The organism is Qipengyuania nanhaisediminis (assembly GCF_900115585.1).
GTDB lineage: Bacteria > Pseudomonadota > Alphaproteobacteria > Sphingomonadales > Sphingomonadaceae > Qipengyuania > Qipengyuania nanhaisediminis.
Map to the genome: position 1 here is coordinate 34,019 of NZ_FOWZ01000004.1, position 17,863 is coordinate 51,881.

Annotated in this window: 17 protein-coding genes; 5 read left to right on the forward strand and 12 right to left on the reverse strand. The window is 59.9% G+C overall.

Annotated features, from left to right (window positions below; genetic code table 11):
• Positions 1 to 79: 79 nt before the first annotated feature.
• The 3 genes from BM173_RS11435 to BM173_RS11445 form a co-directional block, all read right to left on the reverse strand.
• Positions 80 to 2,491: a YadA-like family protein gene (locus tag BM173_RS11435; RefSeq protein ID WP_143089638.1), complete on the reverse strand. Its 2,412-nt coding sequence runs from the start codon at positions 2,489 to 2,491 to the stop codon at positions 80 to 82.
• A 176-nt stretch (positions 2,492 to 2,667) separates the two neighbouring features.
• Entirely contained in the window at positions 2,668 to 3,240 is a 573-nt protein-coding gene (locus BM173_RS11440; protein ID WP_090481759.1) for a hypothetical protein, read from the reverse strand.
• A 146-nt stretch (positions 3,241 to 3,386) separates the two neighbouring features.
• Entirely contained in the window at positions 3,387 to 3,995 is a 609-nt protein-coding gene (locus tag BM173_RS11445; protein WP_090481762.1) for a response regulator transcription factor, read from the reverse strand.
• A 472-nt stretch (positions 3,996 to 4,467) separates the two neighbouring features.
• On the opposite strand from BM173_RS11445, the gene BM173_RS11450 reads away from it, so the two are divergent.
• Positions 4,468 to 4,812 carry a hypothetical protein gene (locus BM173_RS11450; protein WP_177201892.1) on the forward strand — a complete coding sequence of 115 codons (345 nt, stop codon included), beginning with the start codon at positions 4,468 to 4,470 and terminating at the stop codon, positions 4,810 to 4,812.
• A gap of 130 nt (positions 4,813 to 4,942) precedes the next feature.
• Here BM173_RS11450 and BM173_RS11455 read toward each other — a convergent pair whose 3' ends face one another.
• Positions 4,943 to 5,641 (reverse strand): hypothetical protein, encoded by a 699-nt coding sequence (locus tag BM173_RS11455; protein ID WP_090481765.1) that lies wholly within the window; start codon positions 5,639 to 5,641, stop codon positions 4,943 to 4,945.
• Positions 5,638 to 6,081 carry an RNA polymerase sigma factor gene (locus BM173_RS11460; protein WP_245755875.1) on the reverse strand — a complete coding sequence of 148 codons (444 nt, stop codon included), beginning with the start codon at positions 6,079 to 6,081 and terminating at the stop codon, positions 5,638 to 5,640. Before BM173_RS11460 ends, BM173_RS11455 begins: the two co-directional genes overlap by 4 nt.
• Before the next feature lie 129 nt (positions 6,082 to 6,210).
• Between BM173_RS11460 and BM173_RS11465 the strand changes: the two genes are divergently transcribed.
• The 4 genes from BM173_RS11465 to ligD all read left to right on the forward strand — a co-directional run bounded on the left by BM173_RS11465 (position 6,211) and on the right by ligD (position 11,890).
• On the forward strand, positions 6,211 to 7,431 hold the full coding sequence (locus tag BM173_RS11465; protein WP_245755876.1) for a S8 family serine peptidase: 1,221 nt from the start codon (positions 6,211 to 6,213) through the stop codon (positions 7,429 to 7,431).
• A 101-nt stretch (positions 7,432 to 7,532) separates the two neighbouring features.
• The gene (locus BM173_RS11470; RefSeq protein ID WP_090481773.1) at positions 7,533 to 8,378 is read left to right on the forward strand and encodes a hypothetical protein; all 846 of its coding nucleotides are present in this window, start codon (positions 7,533 to 7,535) and stop codon (positions 8,376 to 8,378) included.
• Positions 8,379 to 8,536: 158 nt separating this feature from the next.
• Entirely contained in the window at positions 8,537 to 9,370 is an 834-nt protein-coding gene (gene ku / locus BM173_RS11475; RefSeq protein ID WP_090481776.1) for a non-homologous end joining protein Ku, read from the forward strand.
• A 3-nt stretch (positions 9,371 to 9,373) separates the two neighbouring features.
• Positions 9,374 to 11,890, forward strand: a complete 2,517-nt coding sequence (gene ligD / locus BM173_RS11480; RefSeq protein ID WP_090481779.1) for a DNA ligase D — start codon at positions 9,374 to 9,376, stop codon at positions 11,888 to 11,890.
• Between the two features lie 95 nt (positions 11,891 to 11,985).
• Here the strand turns inward: ligD and BM173_RS11485 are convergent, their stop codons facing one another.
• The 7 genes from BM173_RS11485 to BM173_RS11515 all read right to left on the reverse strand — a co-directional run bounded on the left by BM173_RS11485 (position 11,986) and on the right by BM173_RS11515 (position 17,798).
• Positions 11,986 to 14,100 carry a TonB-dependent receptor gene (locus BM173_RS11485; protein WP_090481780.1) on the reverse strand — a complete coding sequence of 705 codons (2,115 nt, stop codon included), beginning with the start codon at positions 14,098 to 14,100 and terminating at the stop codon, positions 11,986 to 11,988.
• 30 nt (positions 14,101 to 14,130) lie between these two features.
• A complete protein-coding gene (locus BM173_RS11490; RefSeq protein WP_090481783.1) occupies positions 14,131 to 14,316 on the reverse strand; it encodes a hypothetical protein in 186 nt (61 codons plus the stop codon).
• Positions 14,313 to 15,470 carry a PepSY-associated TM helix domain-containing protein gene (locus BM173_RS11495; protein ID WP_090481786.1) on the reverse strand — a complete coding sequence of 386 codons (1,158 nt, stop codon included), beginning with the start codon at positions 15,468 to 15,470 and terminating at the stop codon, positions 14,313 to 14,315. The genes BM173_RS11490 and BM173_RS11495 overlap by 4 nt, the downstream gene beginning before the upstream one ends.
• A gap of 322 nt (positions 15,471 to 15,792) precedes the next feature.
• Positions 15,793 to 16,575: an NUDIX hydrolase gene (locus tag BM173_RS11500; RefSeq protein WP_090481789.1), complete on the reverse strand. Its 783-nt coding sequence runs from the start codon at positions 16,573 to 16,575 to the stop codon at positions 15,793 to 15,795.
• Positions 16,576 to 16,858: 283 nt separating this feature from the next.
• Entirely contained in the window at positions 16,859 to 17,191 is a 333-nt protein-coding gene (gene grxD / locus BM173_RS11505; protein WP_090481791.1) for a Grx4 family monothiol glutaredoxin, read from the reverse strand.
• Between the two features lie 42 nt (positions 17,192 to 17,233).
• Positions 17,234 to 17,467, reverse strand: coding sequence for a BolA/IbaG family iron-sulfur metabolism protein (locus BM173_RS11510; protein WP_090481794.1), 234 nt, complete (start codon positions 17,465 to 17,467; stop codon positions 17,234 to 17,236).
• 4 nt (positions 17,468 to 17,471) lie between these two features.
• Positions 17,472 to 17,798, reverse strand: a complete 327-nt coding sequence (locus BM173_RS11515; RefSeq protein ID WP_090481797.1) for a DUF1476 domain-containing protein — start codon at positions 17,796 to 17,798, stop codon at positions 17,472 to 17,474.
• Positions 17,799 to 17,863 lie beyond the last annotated feature (65 nt).

Here is a 17,863-nt window from a genome sequence, read left to right on the forward strand (position 1 = left end):
GCGTCCTCTTGGATGCTGTGTTCCAGCACGCAAAAAGGGCCACGACGATGTCGTGGCCCTGGTTTTGTTGACGGGTAATTTAGAAGCTGATCCCGGTTCCGACGGAGAAGCCTCCCTTACCATCTGTGTCGATCGTACCTCTGGCATTGAAGATCATCTTGCCATTACCGGAAACACCGGAATAGCCGAAGCCGAATGCCGTCTTTCCGCGATAATGCCCGACAGCACCACCGATCAGAGACTTGTTCGGTTCGATCGATTGCGGGATTGAAGACATGGCCATTGCCGCAGCCGTTCCCGAGAAGGCTTCATCGCGGAACTCCGCCAGATCGAAGCTGAGGTCGGCAATCCGCATGTCCGTATACGCCATCGCCTCGGCCATCCGCTGGTCGGTGTAGCTCATCGACGAAGCCATGACGCTGGACAGGCCGGTCTGCAACTGGCCCACATTCGCTGCGTCGTTGGCAAGCGTCCCGTTGGCGACATTATGCAGGACAACCGGTGCCGAAGGGTCCGCCCCAACCAAAGTCACGTCGTTCGTGATGGTCCCGCCATTGCTGACGGTGGGGTTGTCCGGATCCGAGTACTGTACCGCCACCACGGTGCTTCCGGCGAGGTTGGAGTTGATGGTTTCGATATCCGCCGTGTTCTGGGCCACGGCTTGGTTGGTGGCATAGAGCTGGCTGCCATTGACCGCATCGGTAGAGGCGGCTGCAAGTTCACCCTCTGCCACATTGGTCACCCGGACGGCGCCGCCGCTTGCACCCACAAAAGCAGCTGTGTCGGTCGGCACAGCGCTCGGCGTACTGCCATCGGCGTCCGATAGGTATGTAACGGGGACAGTGGCCAGTTGCGCCTGGATGTTTGTGATAGTGGTTTCATTCACCGTCACCCGTCCGTCGATGGCAACGATGTCACCCTCGTTCGTGGTTACACGGGTATCGAGATCGGTAATGTCGCCCTCATTCACGGCTACACGACCATCTAGGGCGGTGATGTCACCTTCATTCACAGTGACCCGCCCGTCGAGATTGGCGATGTCGCCCTCGTTCACGGTAACACGTCCATCGAGGTTTGCGATGTCCCCTTCGTTTACCGTAACGCGTCCGTCGAGGTTTGCGATGTCCCCCTCGTTCACTGTGACCCGCCCGTCGAGATTGGCGATGTCGCCCTCGTTCACGGTGACGCGGCCATCAAGGTTGGCGATGTCGCCCTCATTCACGGTCACGCGTCCCTCGAGATCGGCGATATCCTCTTCGTTCTGGGTTATACGCCCGTCGAATTCGCCAGCGGTGACCTGCAGGTTCGCAATCGCTGTCGTATTCGTTGCGATATTTGCTGTGTTCGTGGCGATATTTGCCTCGTTTACAGTCACCCTGGTGTCGAGAGCATCGACTGCCTGATTTGTCGCGAAGAGCTGGGCTCCATTGACCGCATCGGTGGATGTGGCGCTGACTTCACCGGCAGCAACATTGGTCACTACGGTTCCACTGGCGCCACCCAGCGTAATGCTCGACTGTGTCGTGTCGTCATATTGGACGGCGAGTTCCTCGAGGGTCGTGATTGCCCCTTCGTTCGCCGTTACCCGCGTATCCAGGTCGACGATATCGCCTTCTGCCGCCGTAAGCCGGGTGTCGAGCCCCGCAATGTCGCCTTCGTTGACGGTAACCCTTCCATCGAGGTCCACGATGTCGCCCTCGTTCACGGTAACTCGGCCATCCAGAGTTGCAATGTCTGCCGCATTGGCAGCAACGCTCTGGTTGGTGGCGAACAATTGCGAACCATTCACTGCATCGGTCGAAGTGCCGTTCACACCGCCTGCGGCGAGATTGGTGATGGTGGTGCCGCCTGCTCCTTGGAGGGTAACCTGGGCTTGGGTTCCATCGTCATATTCCACGATGTTTTCCGTGGCGAGCGCGATTGCTGCATCCACCTGCCCGACCGTTGCCGCGTCGGTCGCAGCGGTACCGTCAGCGACATTGACGATCTGGCGTTCGTTCCCTGCCGATCCGACAGACACCGTATTCTCGCGGTCAGCCACGGAATCCGCACCCAGAGCAACGCTGTTTGCAGCCGTGACGGAAGCATTGGTGCCGATAGCGACGGCCCCGGTCGCACCTACGGCGGTGCTGGCATTGTTACCGAACGCGATGGCGTCCAGTTCACCGGCTGACGCAGTCTGTCCGTCGGCCCCGAGGCCAGTGATCTGGTTGCCGCCGATCTCGATGCCGGACTCGCCGACGAGCGTGTAGGCGTCGGCAATCACGTTACAGTCGTCAGAAGCGGTAATGATGTTGCCGTTCGTATCGAGGATCTGAAGGCTGATCGGATCGCCTGCCTCTGCATCCGCCAGGATGGAGGATAGATCGATATCGAGATCCGTGATGGTCGCGAGCGGTGCAAGCACCAGCGTAACGGTCGTGATGCCGTTCACCGTTGTCTCTATCTGCTCGACGATCGGCTGGTTCACGGCTCCGATCACCTCGGTCACGGCCGACCGCGGCAAAGTGATGCCGGTACAAACGTCAACTACGGGCTGAAGTGCTTGGGCATGTGCCTTTTGCTCGAAAACGGGTGACGCGAGAGTGGTGGTCGCGACCGTGGCGAGGGCCGCGCATTTCAATGCTCTGACGCCGGCTCCCCTTTTTAGTTCAAGGTTCATCATGATCATCTCTCTCCGGTTGTGTTGGTCAGCGTCACGAGCTCGGGCCGGAAATTAGACCGGTCCCGGCTCAAGGCCCCGCACCACGGAAGTGACGCTGATTGCTTCTCGTGGCGTTCGGGGAGTGCGAGGCAGGTCGAAACGACCTTTTCAAAAGAGTGGAGCACGGTCGTGTCGATCGCTCGCTCATCGGTCTGTCCGATGTGAACTGCGATCCCGATCGCGGGTGTCTGGCAGAAATAGGACAAGCGTACGCAGGCCCAGTCCCGCACCAGGACGACCGGTGCGGGTCTTTCGACGAACTCGAAATAGCTCAGTAAGTCGCTTTGGGCCTCTATCAGCTGCACGAATTCGCTGAAGGCGGCGTCGAGACGCGCATCGACCCAGTCGATGACAAGCAAGCCTTCGTCGTCGATGGAAAATACAGCCGCGAACGGGGAGGCGTATGCGGATCTGACAAGGTGCAGGTAGCGCAACCAGATTTCCGGCTCTCTCGCGTGTGGGGGCAGCCGGGAAATAAAGTTTCGATAGGCGTTCAAACGCCGCTTCTGATCGATCGATCGCTGTTGGATCTGCATCTACTTCTCCCCCGGTTGTGAAACCTTGGGGGCGAAAGTGCAGTGATCCCGCGAATAAGATAAGCTGCAATTTTTACTGCATTCTTATCCGGTTACCGTAAAATTGCGGTAGTATATATATTTTGGATTGCTAAGCGCCCGGGAGACTACGATCGGAGAATGTCGGCGGAATTGGCCATCACCAGGGCTGCAGCAAAGGTGGGCACTTCTAGTTTCTTCAAAATGCTGGAGCGGTGCATTTCGACCGTCCTGGGGCTTAGGCACAGCTTGTGTGCTGCCACCTTGCTGCTTTCGCCTTGACCGCTCGCGCGCAGCACAGCGAGTTCGCGCTGGGTGAGCTTACCGAAGAGCTGCAAATTCTTGGCTGCCTCGCGTTTTTTGGCAGCGCGCTCTTCAAGTCGCATATTTGCCCGCGTGAGAGCGTCTAGTAGTTCGGCCCTGCGATAAGGCAGTTCGAAGAAGTCGACAGCACCCGCGCGCATGGCAGCAACAGCATCACAGACATCGCAGGGACCGCTAAGAACGATGACCTCGTGGCGATCGACACAGGTTCGCACGCACGCGCGATCGAAATTCAATGTGTCCAGACCGGGGAGGTTGCGGTCGAGCACGATACATCCGGGTGGCAGGGAACCGGACTGGTGAAGAAAATCCCTCCCGTCCCGGTACCATGCGACCTCGTGACCGCATGTATCGAGGAGCGACTGCAAGGTCGCACGCACCTCGTCATCGTTCTCTACGACATATACCCTCATCAAAAACCCCCGTTCTTTCGAGTACAACCTGAAGAAAGAAGATTAAGGTTTGTTCCCACACACCGCGAATTTTTGTTCAAATATCAGAGCGTTGTCACTAACATATCACGGTTTCGCACGGGTCTTGTGGTTAACATTTGATAATTTCAAAAGCAGGGCCAGGTCTCTTCCTGTCCTTTTGAATACAAAACGATTGGCCGTGGTATTTTAATCCATCTCTTTCTTAATGACGTCGCGAATCGGTGGTTTGTTGAATATTCATTCGGTCGCGCTTCCGCTCCGTAAGGCGCAGGTGACCAGTGCCGGGTGACGCTGCGGAGGATGATTTCCCTGCTCCCGCCCGGAGCTCGAACCTGCTTTGTGCGCAAACCCGGAAAATTTTTCCGACGGGATGGATTAAACGCGGAACGTGGCCCGTTTCCCTTTTAAGCGGCCGGCGCTGCCGGCCGCTCTTCAAAAAGGAGACGAAACCATGATCAAGTTTGCCACCATTCCTTGCCTCGCGCTCGGCCTTGCTACCGCAGCGACAGCCGCCATGCCGATGTTGCATGAAGAACAGCTCGCAAGGGCGGAAGAAGCTCTCATCATCACCTCGCCCATCGCCGGCATCGAGAACCGCTTTTGGTTCGATTACCGGATCGACGTCATCGAAGCTCAGAAAGAGCTCACCAGCGACCTTCGCCGTGCGAGCGATATCGAAGACCAGCGCGATGCGTGGGAAGAGTACGCGCACGAACTGAAGCACGAGCGTGTGCAGTACATCGAAGAAATGGCCGAGCGTGGCTATCGCGCGGGCCGGGTCTACTTCGTGGACTGATGAGCCGTCCCCCTGGCCGCGTCCGTCCCAACGCGCGGCCACTCCCGAGGAAGGACCGGACGACCCGCCGGTCCTTCCTTTTTTGCTGTTCAAAGATAATTCGAGCACACACCCATGAATGGGTGGTGCCTCAACGCCAGCCCTGTTCCCGAGCCTCTCTTTCGGCTGCGGCATCGAGTGCGGGGCCCGAGGCCATCTCCTGCGCCAGCGCGAGTATTTGTCCATCCCCGACGCCGGCCATGCGGTAATCGGTATCCGCGCCGTCATTTCCCGTGCCGGTGGCCTCGAGACGCCAGCCATTCTCGGTGTTGCAGGCGATACCACCGCGAGCTTCGGCGCTGAATGCGCGGCAATAGCGGCCCTCGTCATTGCGGAACGACAGGAGCACACGGACATCGTCCGTCTGCGATTGGTCGGCAACGAGCCGTTCGTCGAGAACGGCTGCCAGCTGCGCATCGGCATATGCAGAGCTCTCTACCCCCTGACCGGGCCGGAACACAGCCAAGGCCAGAGAGGCAGCCAGCGCGGGTCCGGCGATCCAGCCCCAATGCGGCAGACGCTTGCGGCTTTCTCGCTTCTGGCGAGCAGCGGCGAAATCGACGACTTCGGCAGCGTCCGATCCGGCGAGCATGGAAGCGAGCCGGTCAGGAACGGGCTGGTCGATCACGGGGGCATAATGTGCGCCCAGCATCGACTTCATTGCCTTGTGACGCTCGACCTGTTCCGCCAGCGCGGGATCGGCGGCCACGGCAGCGGCAATTTCTGCCTCGCGATCGCCGGACAGCTCGCCATCGGCGAAGGCGGCGATATCTTCAGGGGTTACCTTCACGATGCTTCTCCCAGGATCGCCATCAACGCGTCGCGCCCGCGAACGAGGCGGGAATTTAATGTCCCCACAGGACACCCGACGATTTCCGCCGCTTCCTTGTAAGCATAGCCTTCGACCATGACGAGCAACACTGCCTCGCGCTGATCCTCCGGCAGTTTCTGCATGGCCCTGTCCACATTGCCGAGTTCGACAGAGGCTTCCTGCGCGCCTTCTCCGCCGACGCCCAGACCGGCGTCTTCCGCGACGAACGTCTGCATGCTGCGGGTCACTTTGCGACCCTCGTCGATCCAGATATTGCGCATGATCCGATACATCCAGCTATCGAGCCGCGTGCCTTCTTCCCAGCGGGAACGATTGGCGAGCGCGCGCTCTAATGTCATCTGGCAGAGATCGTCACCGTCGGACGCATTGCCGCACAGCCCGATCGCGAAACGGCGCAAGCGGGGCAGCAGGGCAAGCAAGTCTTTCTCGAACGATGGGTTCAGTGTCTTTGCCTTCCATGGATTAAACGGATGACCGGGTGCGTTTCATCCATGCTTAATGCATTTTAGCCGATGAACGAGAGACCGATGCGAGTTTTTACCCTGTTGAGCGCCGCCATGGCCCTGATCGCTGCGCCCCTTGCCGCGCAAGTGGCCTTGCCGCGCGTTCCTATCCCGCAGGTCGGACCGGTCCTTGGTGACGCGCTCGATGACCTCGATGAAACACGCACGGCACTGCAACGCACGGCAAATCGGCTGGCACGGGATCGTTTGCGCATGATCGACAGGTTGGTGCGGCGAAATGCGGATGTGATCGAGCTGGATGCCGAGGGCGCTCCTGCACGGCGCGGCGAATTGTTGGTCATGGATGCATCCGTGAAGGCTATCGAGCCGGCGCTTCAGGCCGGTTTCACCATGCTATCCCAAGATGAGATCGAGGGGCTTGATCTTTCGGTGATACGTATTGGCGTACCTGCTGGGCTGGATCTGGCAGAGGCCCAACTCCTGCTATCGAACCTTTTGCCCACCGCCCAGATCAGCGCTGACAACCTTCATTTCCAGTCGGGAAGCGCGAATGGTGCAGCGCTGGCGATTTCCGCGCAAAGTGCCGCCTCTACAGCGGTACCGGTCGGAATGATCGACGGAGCGCCGGGCCCTTCCGTCAAGGTTGCCGAAACCCGGGGCTTCGCAAAGGGGGCTCCCTTTCCCAGCAACCATGGAAGTGCCGTCGCATCGCTGCTGGCAAGCGCTGGCGCCGGCAACATCAAGGTCGCCGATGTCTATGGAACCGACAAGGCGGGGGGCAATGCGCTCGCTATTGCAAAGGGCCTCGGGTGGCTGGTTTCCTCGGGGAGCAAGGTAGTGACGATCAGCTTGGTTGGGCCGAACAACGCCGTATTGCAAAGGGCGATCGGAGCTGCGCAGCGCAAGGGCGTGGTCGTGGTCGCGGCAGTCGGAAACGACGGGCCAGCTGCACCGCCTGCCTATCCCGCATCCTATGAAGGTGTCGTCGCGGTAACGGCTGTCGATGGCAAGCGCCGCGCGCTGATCGAAGCCGGTCGCGCGCTACATCTGGATTACTCTGCGCCTGGTGCCGGCATTTACGGCCGCAATGCGAAAGGAAAGCGGATCGGGCTACGGGGCACTTCCTTTGCAACCCCATTGGTTGCTTCCCGGATTGCACGCGCAATGGGGCAGGGCGGCAACTGGCGCACCGCTCTCGACAACGAAGCGATCGACCTTGGCCGTAAAGGTCCGGACGACACCTATGGCAGGGGTCTCGTCTGCGGCACATGCAAAGGCAGGTAATTTTTTTCGAGTTCCATGGATTAAACGGAATTGCCCACCCGTTTTCCTTTCAAGCGGATGCACCGACATCCTTCGCGTCCGCAAGCAGAAAGGAACTCACGATGAAAACTCTCATGCTAGCCGCTTCGGCACTTACCCTGATTGCCGCACCCGCCCACGCGCAGCTCCTAGGCGGCGGCGGTCTTTCGGGCGTCACCGGATCTATCAACGGAACCGTCAATTCGACGCTTCGCGCGCCGTCCGAGACGCTGCGCTCGACAACTCGCGGCACGCTTCGCGGCGACGCTTCGACACGAGGCAAGCAGAACGTCGACCGTGAGAACGGCAATGTCTCGATCGATCGCAGCCTCGACACGAACCTCGATGCGACAACCAGCCAGTTGATCGGCACGCCGGCAGGCGAGGCTTCGGGTAATAGTTCCGGTTCCGCCAACGCCTCGGGCTCGGGCAATGCTAATGCACAGCTGATCGGTACCAGTCACGTCACCGGTGCGGTGCATGGTGTCGCCGGCAAGGCACGCGAAACGGCCTCGACCGTACGCAATGTCGCGACGCCTGCAGTCGGTTCGGCTCGCGAGCGCCTCGCTGGCGCCGCCGGGCAGGCAGGAAGCGTCGCTGGTTCGGCCAATGGCGCCGGAACCGGTAGCGGTATGATCGACAGCGGCATTCTCGCGCTTGCGGGCAGTGGCGCAGCACAGGGTGAAGGCGCATTTTCCGTCGCACCCGGCATGCCGGTCCACCTTCCCTCGGGACAGCAGTTAGGCAAGGTGCGCGATATCGTCGCAACGCGCAGCGGCGAAATCCGCGATGTCGTAGTCGAGAAAAAGGACGGCTTGGCAACCATTCCTGCCAGCCAGCTGACCGCGAGCGGCACTGCGCTGATCGCCGGCGAAGCCACTGCTTCGGCTGCGAAGAACGCACCTGCTGAAGCAAGCGACGCCGAATAAGACTTCGCTTCGAAGGGATTGGGCCGGGCACACCGCAGGGTTTGCCCGGCCTTTTCGTGTCAGATGCGATCAAGCGGGCCACGCCGCGTGAGAGAGAAGAAACCAATTCCCCGCCCATTCGCTGACTCGCATGACCCGAAACAGGAAAGGCTAGGGATATGGCGGCGCGTGCATATTGGCAGGGGCAGATCAGGCTAGCCCTCGTATCAATCCCGGTAGAGATATATACCGCGACCAAGTCCGGCGCGAAGATCAGTTTCAACCAGATCCACGAACCCAGCGGCAAGCGCATTTCTTACGAGAAAGTCGTCCCGGGTATCGGTCCGGTCGATCGGGACGAGATCATCCGCGGCTATGAAGTTTCCAAGGGAAACTACGTCCTGCTGGAGGACGAGGAGATCGAGGCGGTCAAGGTCGAGAGCAAGCGAACGCTCGAACTGGTGCAGTTCGTCGACACCTGCGAGATCGACCCGCTCTATTTCGAGAAGCCCTATTATGTCGCGCCGCAGGATGAATTGGCGGAAGAAGCGTTCATCGTCCTGCGCGAAGCGCTGCGCAAAGCCAAGAAAGTCGCGCTAGGACAACTGTCGATGCGGGGAAGTGAGAAGCTGGTTGCCATCAAACCTTGCGGCAAGGGGCTACTTCTCGAAACCCTGAGGTATGCGGACGAGGTGCGCAAAGGCCAGTCGTTCTTTGCCGACATCGAGGAATCGAAACCCAAGAAGGAACTGCTCGATCTGGCGACTACCCTGATCGAGCAGAAAAGCGCGCCTTTCGACGCAAGCGAGTTCAAGGATCGCTATGTCGATGCGCTCCGCAAGTTGATCGACAAGAAGGCGAAGTCGAAGAGCAAGAAGGCCATCATCGAAGATGTCGACGAGCCCGGCGATGCCAGCGGCTCGAACGTCATCGATCTCATGGCCGCGCTGAAGAAATCGGTTGATGGGGATGCGCCCAAAAAGAGTGCGACGAAGCGCAAGAAATCGGCCTAGCTCATGGGTAAGGCGAAGAACCTCCTTGCCGAATATAACGCGAAACGCGACTTCGCGAAAACGCCCGAACCTTCCGGCGAGGCTCGCGGTAGCACGAGTGGCAATCTCTTCATCGTCCAGAAACATGACGCCACCCGGCTTCACTGGGATTTGCGGCTGGAGGTCGATGGTGTGCTGAAAAGCTGGGCAGTCACCAAGGGACCTTCGCCCGACCCCGAAATCAAGCGGCTGGCTGTCCGGACCGAAGATCACCCAATGTCCTATGCCGAATTCGAGGGCGTCATTCCCAAGGGTGAATATGGCGGAGGTACGGTCATGCTTTGGGACAGGGGAACATGGTCTCCCGTTAAGGGCAAGTCATCCAAGGATATCGACAAAGGCCATTTGCATTTCAGCCTCCGAGGCGAGCGTATGAAGGGTGAGTGGCTGCTCATCCGGCTCAAGAAGAAGCCGGGGGAGAAGCGGGAGAACTGGTTGCTTCGCAAGCTTCAGGACGACCATGCCGAAAACGGGGATGCCCTGGTCGAACGGGAGCTGACGAGCGTGCTTACCGGCCGATCCATGGCCGAAATCGCTGCCGACAAGGCGGGAGAATACTCGCTGGCCGGTAAGAAGGACGATGCGTTTCTCGCGCAGATGGAGAAAGCACCTTCCCGCAATGCCAGAACCGCCCGCGCAAAACGGCGAAACGACGGGCCGCTACCGAAATTCCGCAAGCCGCAGCTTGCCACGCTTGTTGATGAGGTGCCCGCCGGCAATGGCTGGATGCACGAGATCAAGTTCGACGGCTACCGAACCATTGTCGCTGCCAAGGGCAAGCAAGTGGGCGTGTTCACGCGCAACGGGAAAGACTGGACCGATAAGTTCGCCCCTCTGGTCGAGGCGCTACGGTCACTCGATCTGCCCGCGTGCCTGATTGACGGAGAAATCGTCGCCACGGATGCAAAGGGAAACCCCGATTTCTCTTCGCTGCAGCGGGTGCTGAAGCGCGGCCACGGCGCGCAAGCCGATGGCGACGCGCTGCAGTTTCACGCTTTTGACCTTTTGGAACTGGCAGGCGAGGATTTGAAAGCGCTCCCCAATATCGAACGCAAGGAACGGCTGGAGGCTCTGTTGTCGAAATCTGAGCCGCCCGTTTTTCTTGCTGAACACATTATCGGTGCAGGTGAAAAATTATACCAGACAATGTGCGGCGCGGGGCAGGAAGGGATCATCTCCAAGAAGATGGATGCACCCTATCGTCACGCCCGCAGCAAGGCGTGGGTGAAGGTCAAATGTACCCGGCGCCAGGAGTTTGTGATTATCGGATGGAAGAAATCCTCCGCAAAAGGACGGCCCTTTGCCTCGCTTCTCATGGCTCAGCACGAAGATGGCGAACTGATCTACAAGGGCAATGTGGGCACCGGTTTTGCAGCCGACGATTTCGACGAACTCGGACCCAAGCTGGCGCGACTGGAGCGGAAGACGCCTCCCGCAGAAGTCGATACGTCCAGTGCTCGCGGAGTGACTTGGGTGACGCCGAAACTCGTCGCGGAAGTAGCCTTCGCCGAATTCACCGCTGGCGGAAACATCAGGCACGGCAGTTATCTCGGTCTGCGCGCCGACAAATCTGCGAGCGCAGTCGAACCGGAGCGGGAAAAGTCAAAGGCCCAGGATGACGATGCGGTCGAGATATCCAGTCGGGACCGTGTTGTCTTTCCAGATTCCGGCCAGACAAAGGGCCAGCTTGCGGATTATTACGACCTGATCGCCGATACGATGTTGCCGTTCGTCGGGAAACGTCCGGTCAGCCTGGTGCGCTGTCCGCAAGGCCGTGCCCGCAAGTGTTTTTTCCAGAAACATGACAGCGGGGCATTCGGCGATGCGGTGCATCACGTGCCAATCCGAGAGAAGGACGGGTCAAGCGAAGACTACCTTTATGTCGAGGACCGGCGCGGCATTCTTCAGTGCGTCCAGATGGGCACGATCGAGTTCCATGGATGGGCCTCCCGAAGTTTCGCGGTTGAAGAGCCGGACCGGATGATATTCGACCTGGATCCGGATGAAGGGTTGGACTTCGGAGATGTCAAACGCGCGGCGCGTGACATTCGTGACCGCCTGGCCGACCTCGGCCTGGTGAGTTTCGCGATGTTGTCCGGAGGGAAGGGGGTGCACGTGATCGTCCCTTTGAGTCCGGGGCATTCGTGGGAGATGCACATGGACTTCGCTCGCCGCTTTGCAGAGGCACTTTCGCTTGCCGAACCGGATCGCTTCACTGCCTCGATGAGCAAGGCCAAGCGCAAGGGAAGGATATTCATCGACTGGCTGCGCAATCAACGTGGCAGCACTGCCGTTACACCCTATTCCGCAAGAGCTCGAAGTGGAGCGCCAGTCGCCGTCCCGATTGGGTGGAACGAGCTGAAATCGATAGACGCGGCCAAGCTTTATAGCATCGATGAAGGAAAGAAACTGATCGATAGGGCCGGATCGAAATCGCTCGCCGGCTGGGGTTTTGCAGAGCAGGAGCTCCCGAACTTCTAACCGCGGACTGCCCGGGCCCAGATCGTTACTGCTTCTTCGACGGACATTCGAGCGCGCGAGAGAAAAGTCTTCTGTCGGCCCCTAAGCTACCCAATTCAGAAATCGGCTGAGAGACTGGCCTTGATCGTGCGTGGCGTTCCTTGAAGCAGTGCGGCCGAAAAGGCGTCGAACGCGCTGGCCCAGTATTTTTCGTTCGTGATGTTGTCGACCGAGAGGCGCAGCGTGACCGGCGTTTCGCCGGTCACGAAGACATAGCGCGCACCAAGATCGAGACGCGTCCAGCTATCGAGTTCGAGCGTGTTGGCAGCATCGACCCATTGTGGACCGGTGTGCACAGCACGCGCGGTGATCGTCGCACCGGGCAGAAAGCCGAGGTCCCACTCCACGTCTGCATTGGCCGTGTATTCGGGAACGCCCGGTACGTCGCTGCCGCTGACGAGCTCTGCATCGGTAAGGGCTGCGCCGCCGATAAGCCTGAGATTTGGGGTCACGTCGCCGTTGACCGTGAACTCGAGGCCCTGGTGCCGTTGATCGCCGAGGTATGCGAAACTGCCATCGGCAAGAATACCTTCGCCGGGACGTTCGAGCCGGTAGGCCCCCAAGCCGACGAAGACGCGGCCAACTGCGAGCTTGCCGCCAACTTCGTATTGCAGCGATTTGCGCGGGGCGAGCACCTCTCCCGGATTGCTCACAAGCGCCGGGTCGAGCGGTGCTGTCGGACCTTGCTGGAGCGCTTCGATCCGGTTGCCGTATATCGACAGGCCATCGAGGGGTTTCAGCACCACGCCGATCACGGGCGTGACTGAGCTTTCATCGTATTCGCTTGCCAGGTCTCCGCCGAAATAGCTGTAGCTCTTAACATTGATCGATTGCAGGCGCAGACCCGCCGTGACCTGCAACCGGTCGTTGAGCAATCCGATCGTGTCGGATGCAAAAGCGCTCCAGAGCCTCGTACGCGCAATCGGGAAGGGATCGTCCAGGTCGCCTCCGACGAGGGTCGAAGAGGGCAGGTCTACCTGCGGGGTGTCGTAGAGATTGGTGGCATAGCCGGCAAAGCCCGGTCCGTACCGGAAATCATAGGCGTTGCGGTTCACCTGCCAGCTGGCATTGCCGCCGAAATTGAACTCGTGGGTAATCGCTTCGCCCAGCTTCGCGCGGATGCCAGCTTCCAGCGCTTCGTTGTTGTCGGTCCGCGGGACGTACAGCGCCGTGCCATTGGCGGCACCGCTGGCGGAATCGAGAACGGTGATGCCGCCGTAAATACCTTCCTCGCGCCCGTCGCGAGCACCGGCCCTGAAATATGCCAATGCATTCTCGGCAAGATCATATTCTACGCCCAGCGTGCCGAAGACATCGCGCATTTCGGTGTAGGTGAAATCCTGCGCATAGTTCGCATCGCCATCGGGAACGGCGGGGATGGTTGCGCTTCCGACGGTGACCTTCGGGCGCAATGCGTCGATCCGGACATTCTGGAACGCGAGGTCTAGCGCCGCTCGAAGCGGGCCGCTGTCATAGTCGAGCGCGCCGCCCACGACTTGGGTGCGGCGGTCTTCACGGTCGATCGAAGTCTCGCCATCCCGATAGGCTGCGTTCAGGCGCACGCCCCATTCGTCGTTCGGGCCAAAGCGGCGGGCGACATCGAAGCTGCCGCCGAAGTGGGCATGCTCGCTGGCCGAGACGGTCACGCGATTGAGGTCACTATTTCCAGCCCGCTTGAGCTGCAGGTTGACGCTACCGCCAAGCCCTGAGCCGCCGGGCGCTGCGCCATTCAGGAAAGCGCTCGCGCCGTTGAGGACCTGAACGCTTTCGAACAGTTCGGGTGCAACCAACTGCCGCGGTGTGATCCCATATAGACCGTTGAGACCCACATCATCGCCGAACAGAGTGAATCCGCGGATCACGAACTGCTCTGACGCATTGCCGAAGCCGTAAGTGGTCCGAATGGTCGGGTCATTTTCCAGTACATCGCCCAGCGAGCGAGGTTGCTGGTTGAGGATCAGGCTCTCGTCATAGGAACGGATTGCGAAGGGCAGGTCCTCTGCCGGCTTGTCGCCGAGCACCCCGGCGTTGCCACCATTCACAACCTCGGTTTCGTTGTTTCGCTGTGCGGTCACGACGATCACGTTGTCCGCTGGTTGCTCCTGCGCCTGAGCCGAGGTGGCGAGCGAAATACCGAGAGCGAAAATGGAGATCTGGGAAAAGCGGTTCATTGCGATCGTCTTTCGTGAATAGGGTCGCGATTAATTCGGTGAGCGGCGCAGCAGCACTGCGACAATGGTGAAGGGAGCGAGACCGACCAGCAGCCATGCGAAAAGGTCGCCAAGGCCATCGCCCGTCAGGCCGAGGAAGAGCCCGAGCAGGGAGGCTGCGCCAATCGCGGCTGGAACTGCGAATATGGTGCGTAGGCGTCTGCCTGATCTTTTCATGATGAGGCCCTTGCAGCAGCGCCGCTCCGGATTTCCTCGATCCGGCGCTCGACTTCACCAGGCTTGCGGCGACGCCAAAGCATGACGCCGGTCCACAAAACCCAGATTGTCGCGAGAGTCAGGGCGGCCCAGATAAGCTTGAGCGGAAGGCCGCCATAATCGCCGAAGTGCAACGGTTTCGACATCATCAGCGCTTGGTTGATTACCGGCATGGTGCGAGCATCGGTAAGTTCGCCAGTCGCCGCGTCGACGAGTGCCGGCGTCAGGAGGTGCTGCGTTACCGGGCGATCGCCTTGGAAGAATATCGCGTAGTGATGGCCGGACGACCAGGCTCCGCCCGGAAAGCCGATGAACTGGGGGCTGCGGCCGGGAAGCGCCTGCTGAGCGGCTGACATCGCCTGATCGATCGAGCCGTAGTCTGCAGGTGCCAGGGCAGGAGTTCCGGCATACGCATTGGTCATGCGGGCGATCTCACCATCACGCCAGTTCTCGGTAAGGGGATCAGCAAAGGCATTGATTGCGCCCGTAAGGGCAATCACGAGCATCCAAGCCAACGCGACAATGCCGAGAAAATTGTGCTGGTCCAGCCGGCGCAGACGCTTGCTGCGATCCTTCCTCACGGTACCGAACGGCAGTTTGCGCATGAATGGGGCGTAAAGCACGACACCGGAGATCAGCGCGATCACCAGCGATATCCCCATCGCTCCCAGGAACAACATGCCGGGCAAGCCGAGGAACATGTCGGTGTGCAGCTGGAGCAGAAAGTCCATCGGCGCATTGCCGGGGGCAGGGCCCAGCGACGCGCCGGTCGTGCGGTCGAGGAAAAGCAGCGTCATGTCCTCACCCGCAGCGTCGGGCGTCGGGCCGGTAGTCACGGTCAGCAAGGGGCTGTCCTGGCTGAAGGCCATGAACAGCGGCACTTCGCCCGGCCTTTCGGCAAGCGCTCGGTCGAGCATAACATCGAGGGGAATCCCGCCTTCAGCAGAAGGGGATCCCGATAATGCCGTTTCGGCATCCCCGCCCATCGCCGCATCGATTTCGTCATGAAAGATGAGCGGCAAGCCTGTCACGCACAGCATCAGCAGGAACGCCGTCGGAATCAGGCTGCTCCACTTATGGATTAGGTACCAGTTTCGGATCGCATCGCGGGACATGCGGACCCAGCTACATAGCCATAGGATTCGCGTCAATGAGAATAATTCTCAATAGCAATTAGACTGCTTTGCCACGGCCGCGCTGCTGGCTATCGTCATCGTGACGCTGCTTTCAGCGACTTCTGACAGTCGAAAAACCACCCATAATCGGACATTCGCGCTGCTTTTACCTGAGCGAAGCTGTCGGTCCGCTTTCGGGCATTCGCAGGTAGAGGCTGAATGTCCAAAACGAGGGCGCAATGCTGCTATTAATCCGGCGTAGACATCGCGATCTCCCATTGATCATGATGCCCATCACTTACATGCCGGGCGCGCCAATCCTTCAGCTTCGATTTGCGCTGGTCAGCTCTTCGCGGGTGACCGGGTATCCCAGATCGTCCGGGATGGTGAGGTAGGATCCGTCGGCCTCCTCGACCACTTCGGGTGTGATTACGCGGACCGGGGTTTGCCGGGCGTGGTCGCGGGCCTCGTCGAAGGTCGCGAACTGCGCCAGGCGTTCCAGGTTACGGCGCGTGGGGAAGATAAGCGAGATGTCGCCGCGCTCCGCCATGCGCAACGCTTCCGCTGCGCTCACCCAGAACAGGTGGGTGTTCTCGGTCGCATCGACTTCGATATCGACCGCGCCCGTGCCAAGATCGGCGAGATAGAACATCGTGTCGAAGATCCGGTTATGCGCAAGTCCGAGCGGAAGCCAGCGGGCGAACGGGGTCAGCGCATCGAGGTCGAGCGCAAGGTCGAACGCTTCCAGAACCGGGGCCAGCGCACGCTTCTCGAGCAAGAGCGCCCGGGCAGACGCTGCGCGCTGCGCATCCATCGCCCCCTCCAAGCCGAGGGCCAGGCCGGTTTCTTCGAGCGTTTCGCGAATGGCCGCGATGCGGTGCGCGGTTTCCTCCGGATCGCCCAAAGCACCCGAGATTTCGGCGGCGAGTTCATAGTCTTCGGGATCGACCCTGCCGCCCGGAAAAACGGCCATGCCCCCTGCAAAGGACATGGTGCGCGAACGGATCGTCATCAGGATTTCGGGTTCGGGCGCCGCACGCCCCTTGCGGAAAACCACCAGCGTGGCGGCAGGGATAGGATCGGGTGTGTCGGCCGCGGCGTTCATTGTCTCAGTTTGTGCAGCCAGTGTCGCCGCTTGCCAAGCTATTATCGGTCGGTGTGTCGGACTTTTTTACATAGTTGATGTACCGAGAGGTCTTGTTAACCATCGCTCTACCCACAAACCCTCGCATGCGCGGTTTTGGCACGGGGCCTGCATAAATGTTCGCATACTGTTTGGTCTTCGAGAGGCGGATCTTCCCTGGTTTCCGATCCGCCTCACACCAAATAAAAAGGCCCGCCTGGACGTCCCCCAGGCGGGCCTTACCCGTTTCAGAGCTGGTGAATTTTCAGCTTTCGGCCTTGGCGACCTGCTTTTCGTCCATCATCTGCTGAAGCTCTCCGGCTTCGAACATTTCCATCATGATATCGCTGCCGCCAACGAATTCGCCCTTCACGTAAAGCTGGGGAATGGTCGGCCAGTCGGAGAAGGACTTGATGCCCTGGCGGATTTCCATGTCCTGTAGGACGTCGACGCTTTCATAGGCGACGCCGCAATGGTCGAGGATAGCGACCGCGCGATTGGAGAAGCCGCACTGCGGAAACAGCGGCGTGCCCTTCATGAAGAGAACGACGTCGTTACCGCCGACGAGATCGGAGATGCGTGAATTTACATCGGACATAGTGTGCCCTGCCTTTGTGTATGACTTGAATCTGGTGAGGATTCAGGTGGGGGCTTGGGTAGTGAGTTGCAAGGCGTGGAGTTCGCCGCCCATCCTGCCACCAAGAGCGTCGTAAACCAGCTTGTGCTGGGCGACGCGCGTTTTGCCCGCAAATTGCGGGGCGGTGACCTTCGCCGCCCAATGGTCGTTATCGCCTGCAAGATCGCGCATCTCGACGACCGCGCCCGGAAGCGCCTCCTCGATCAGCGCGACAATGTCGTCTGCCTTCATCGGCATCGGATTACTTCTGGTCGCTCATGAACTGGCGGCGCGCCTCGACCGAGCATTCTTCCAGCTTGGCACGGATGTCGGCTTCGCTGACATCGCAATCGGCAGCCGTCAGGTCGCCCAGCAGCTTGCGGATGACGTCTTCATCGCCGGCTTCCTCGAAGTCCGCCTGGACGACGGCCTTCTTGTAAGCGTCGGTCTCTTCTTCGGTCAGGCCCATCAGGCCGGCGGCCCATTCGCCCAGCAGGCGATTGCGGCGCGCGGCAATCTTGAATTCGGTTTCCTGATCGAAGGCGAACTTGGATTCTTCGCCGCGTTCGCGATCCTTGAAGTCGGTCATGTCTATCCCCTTGGAAGAAGTTGCCTCCCGAATAGGTATCGGGAGGCAAAGGGGCAAGGGCGAGA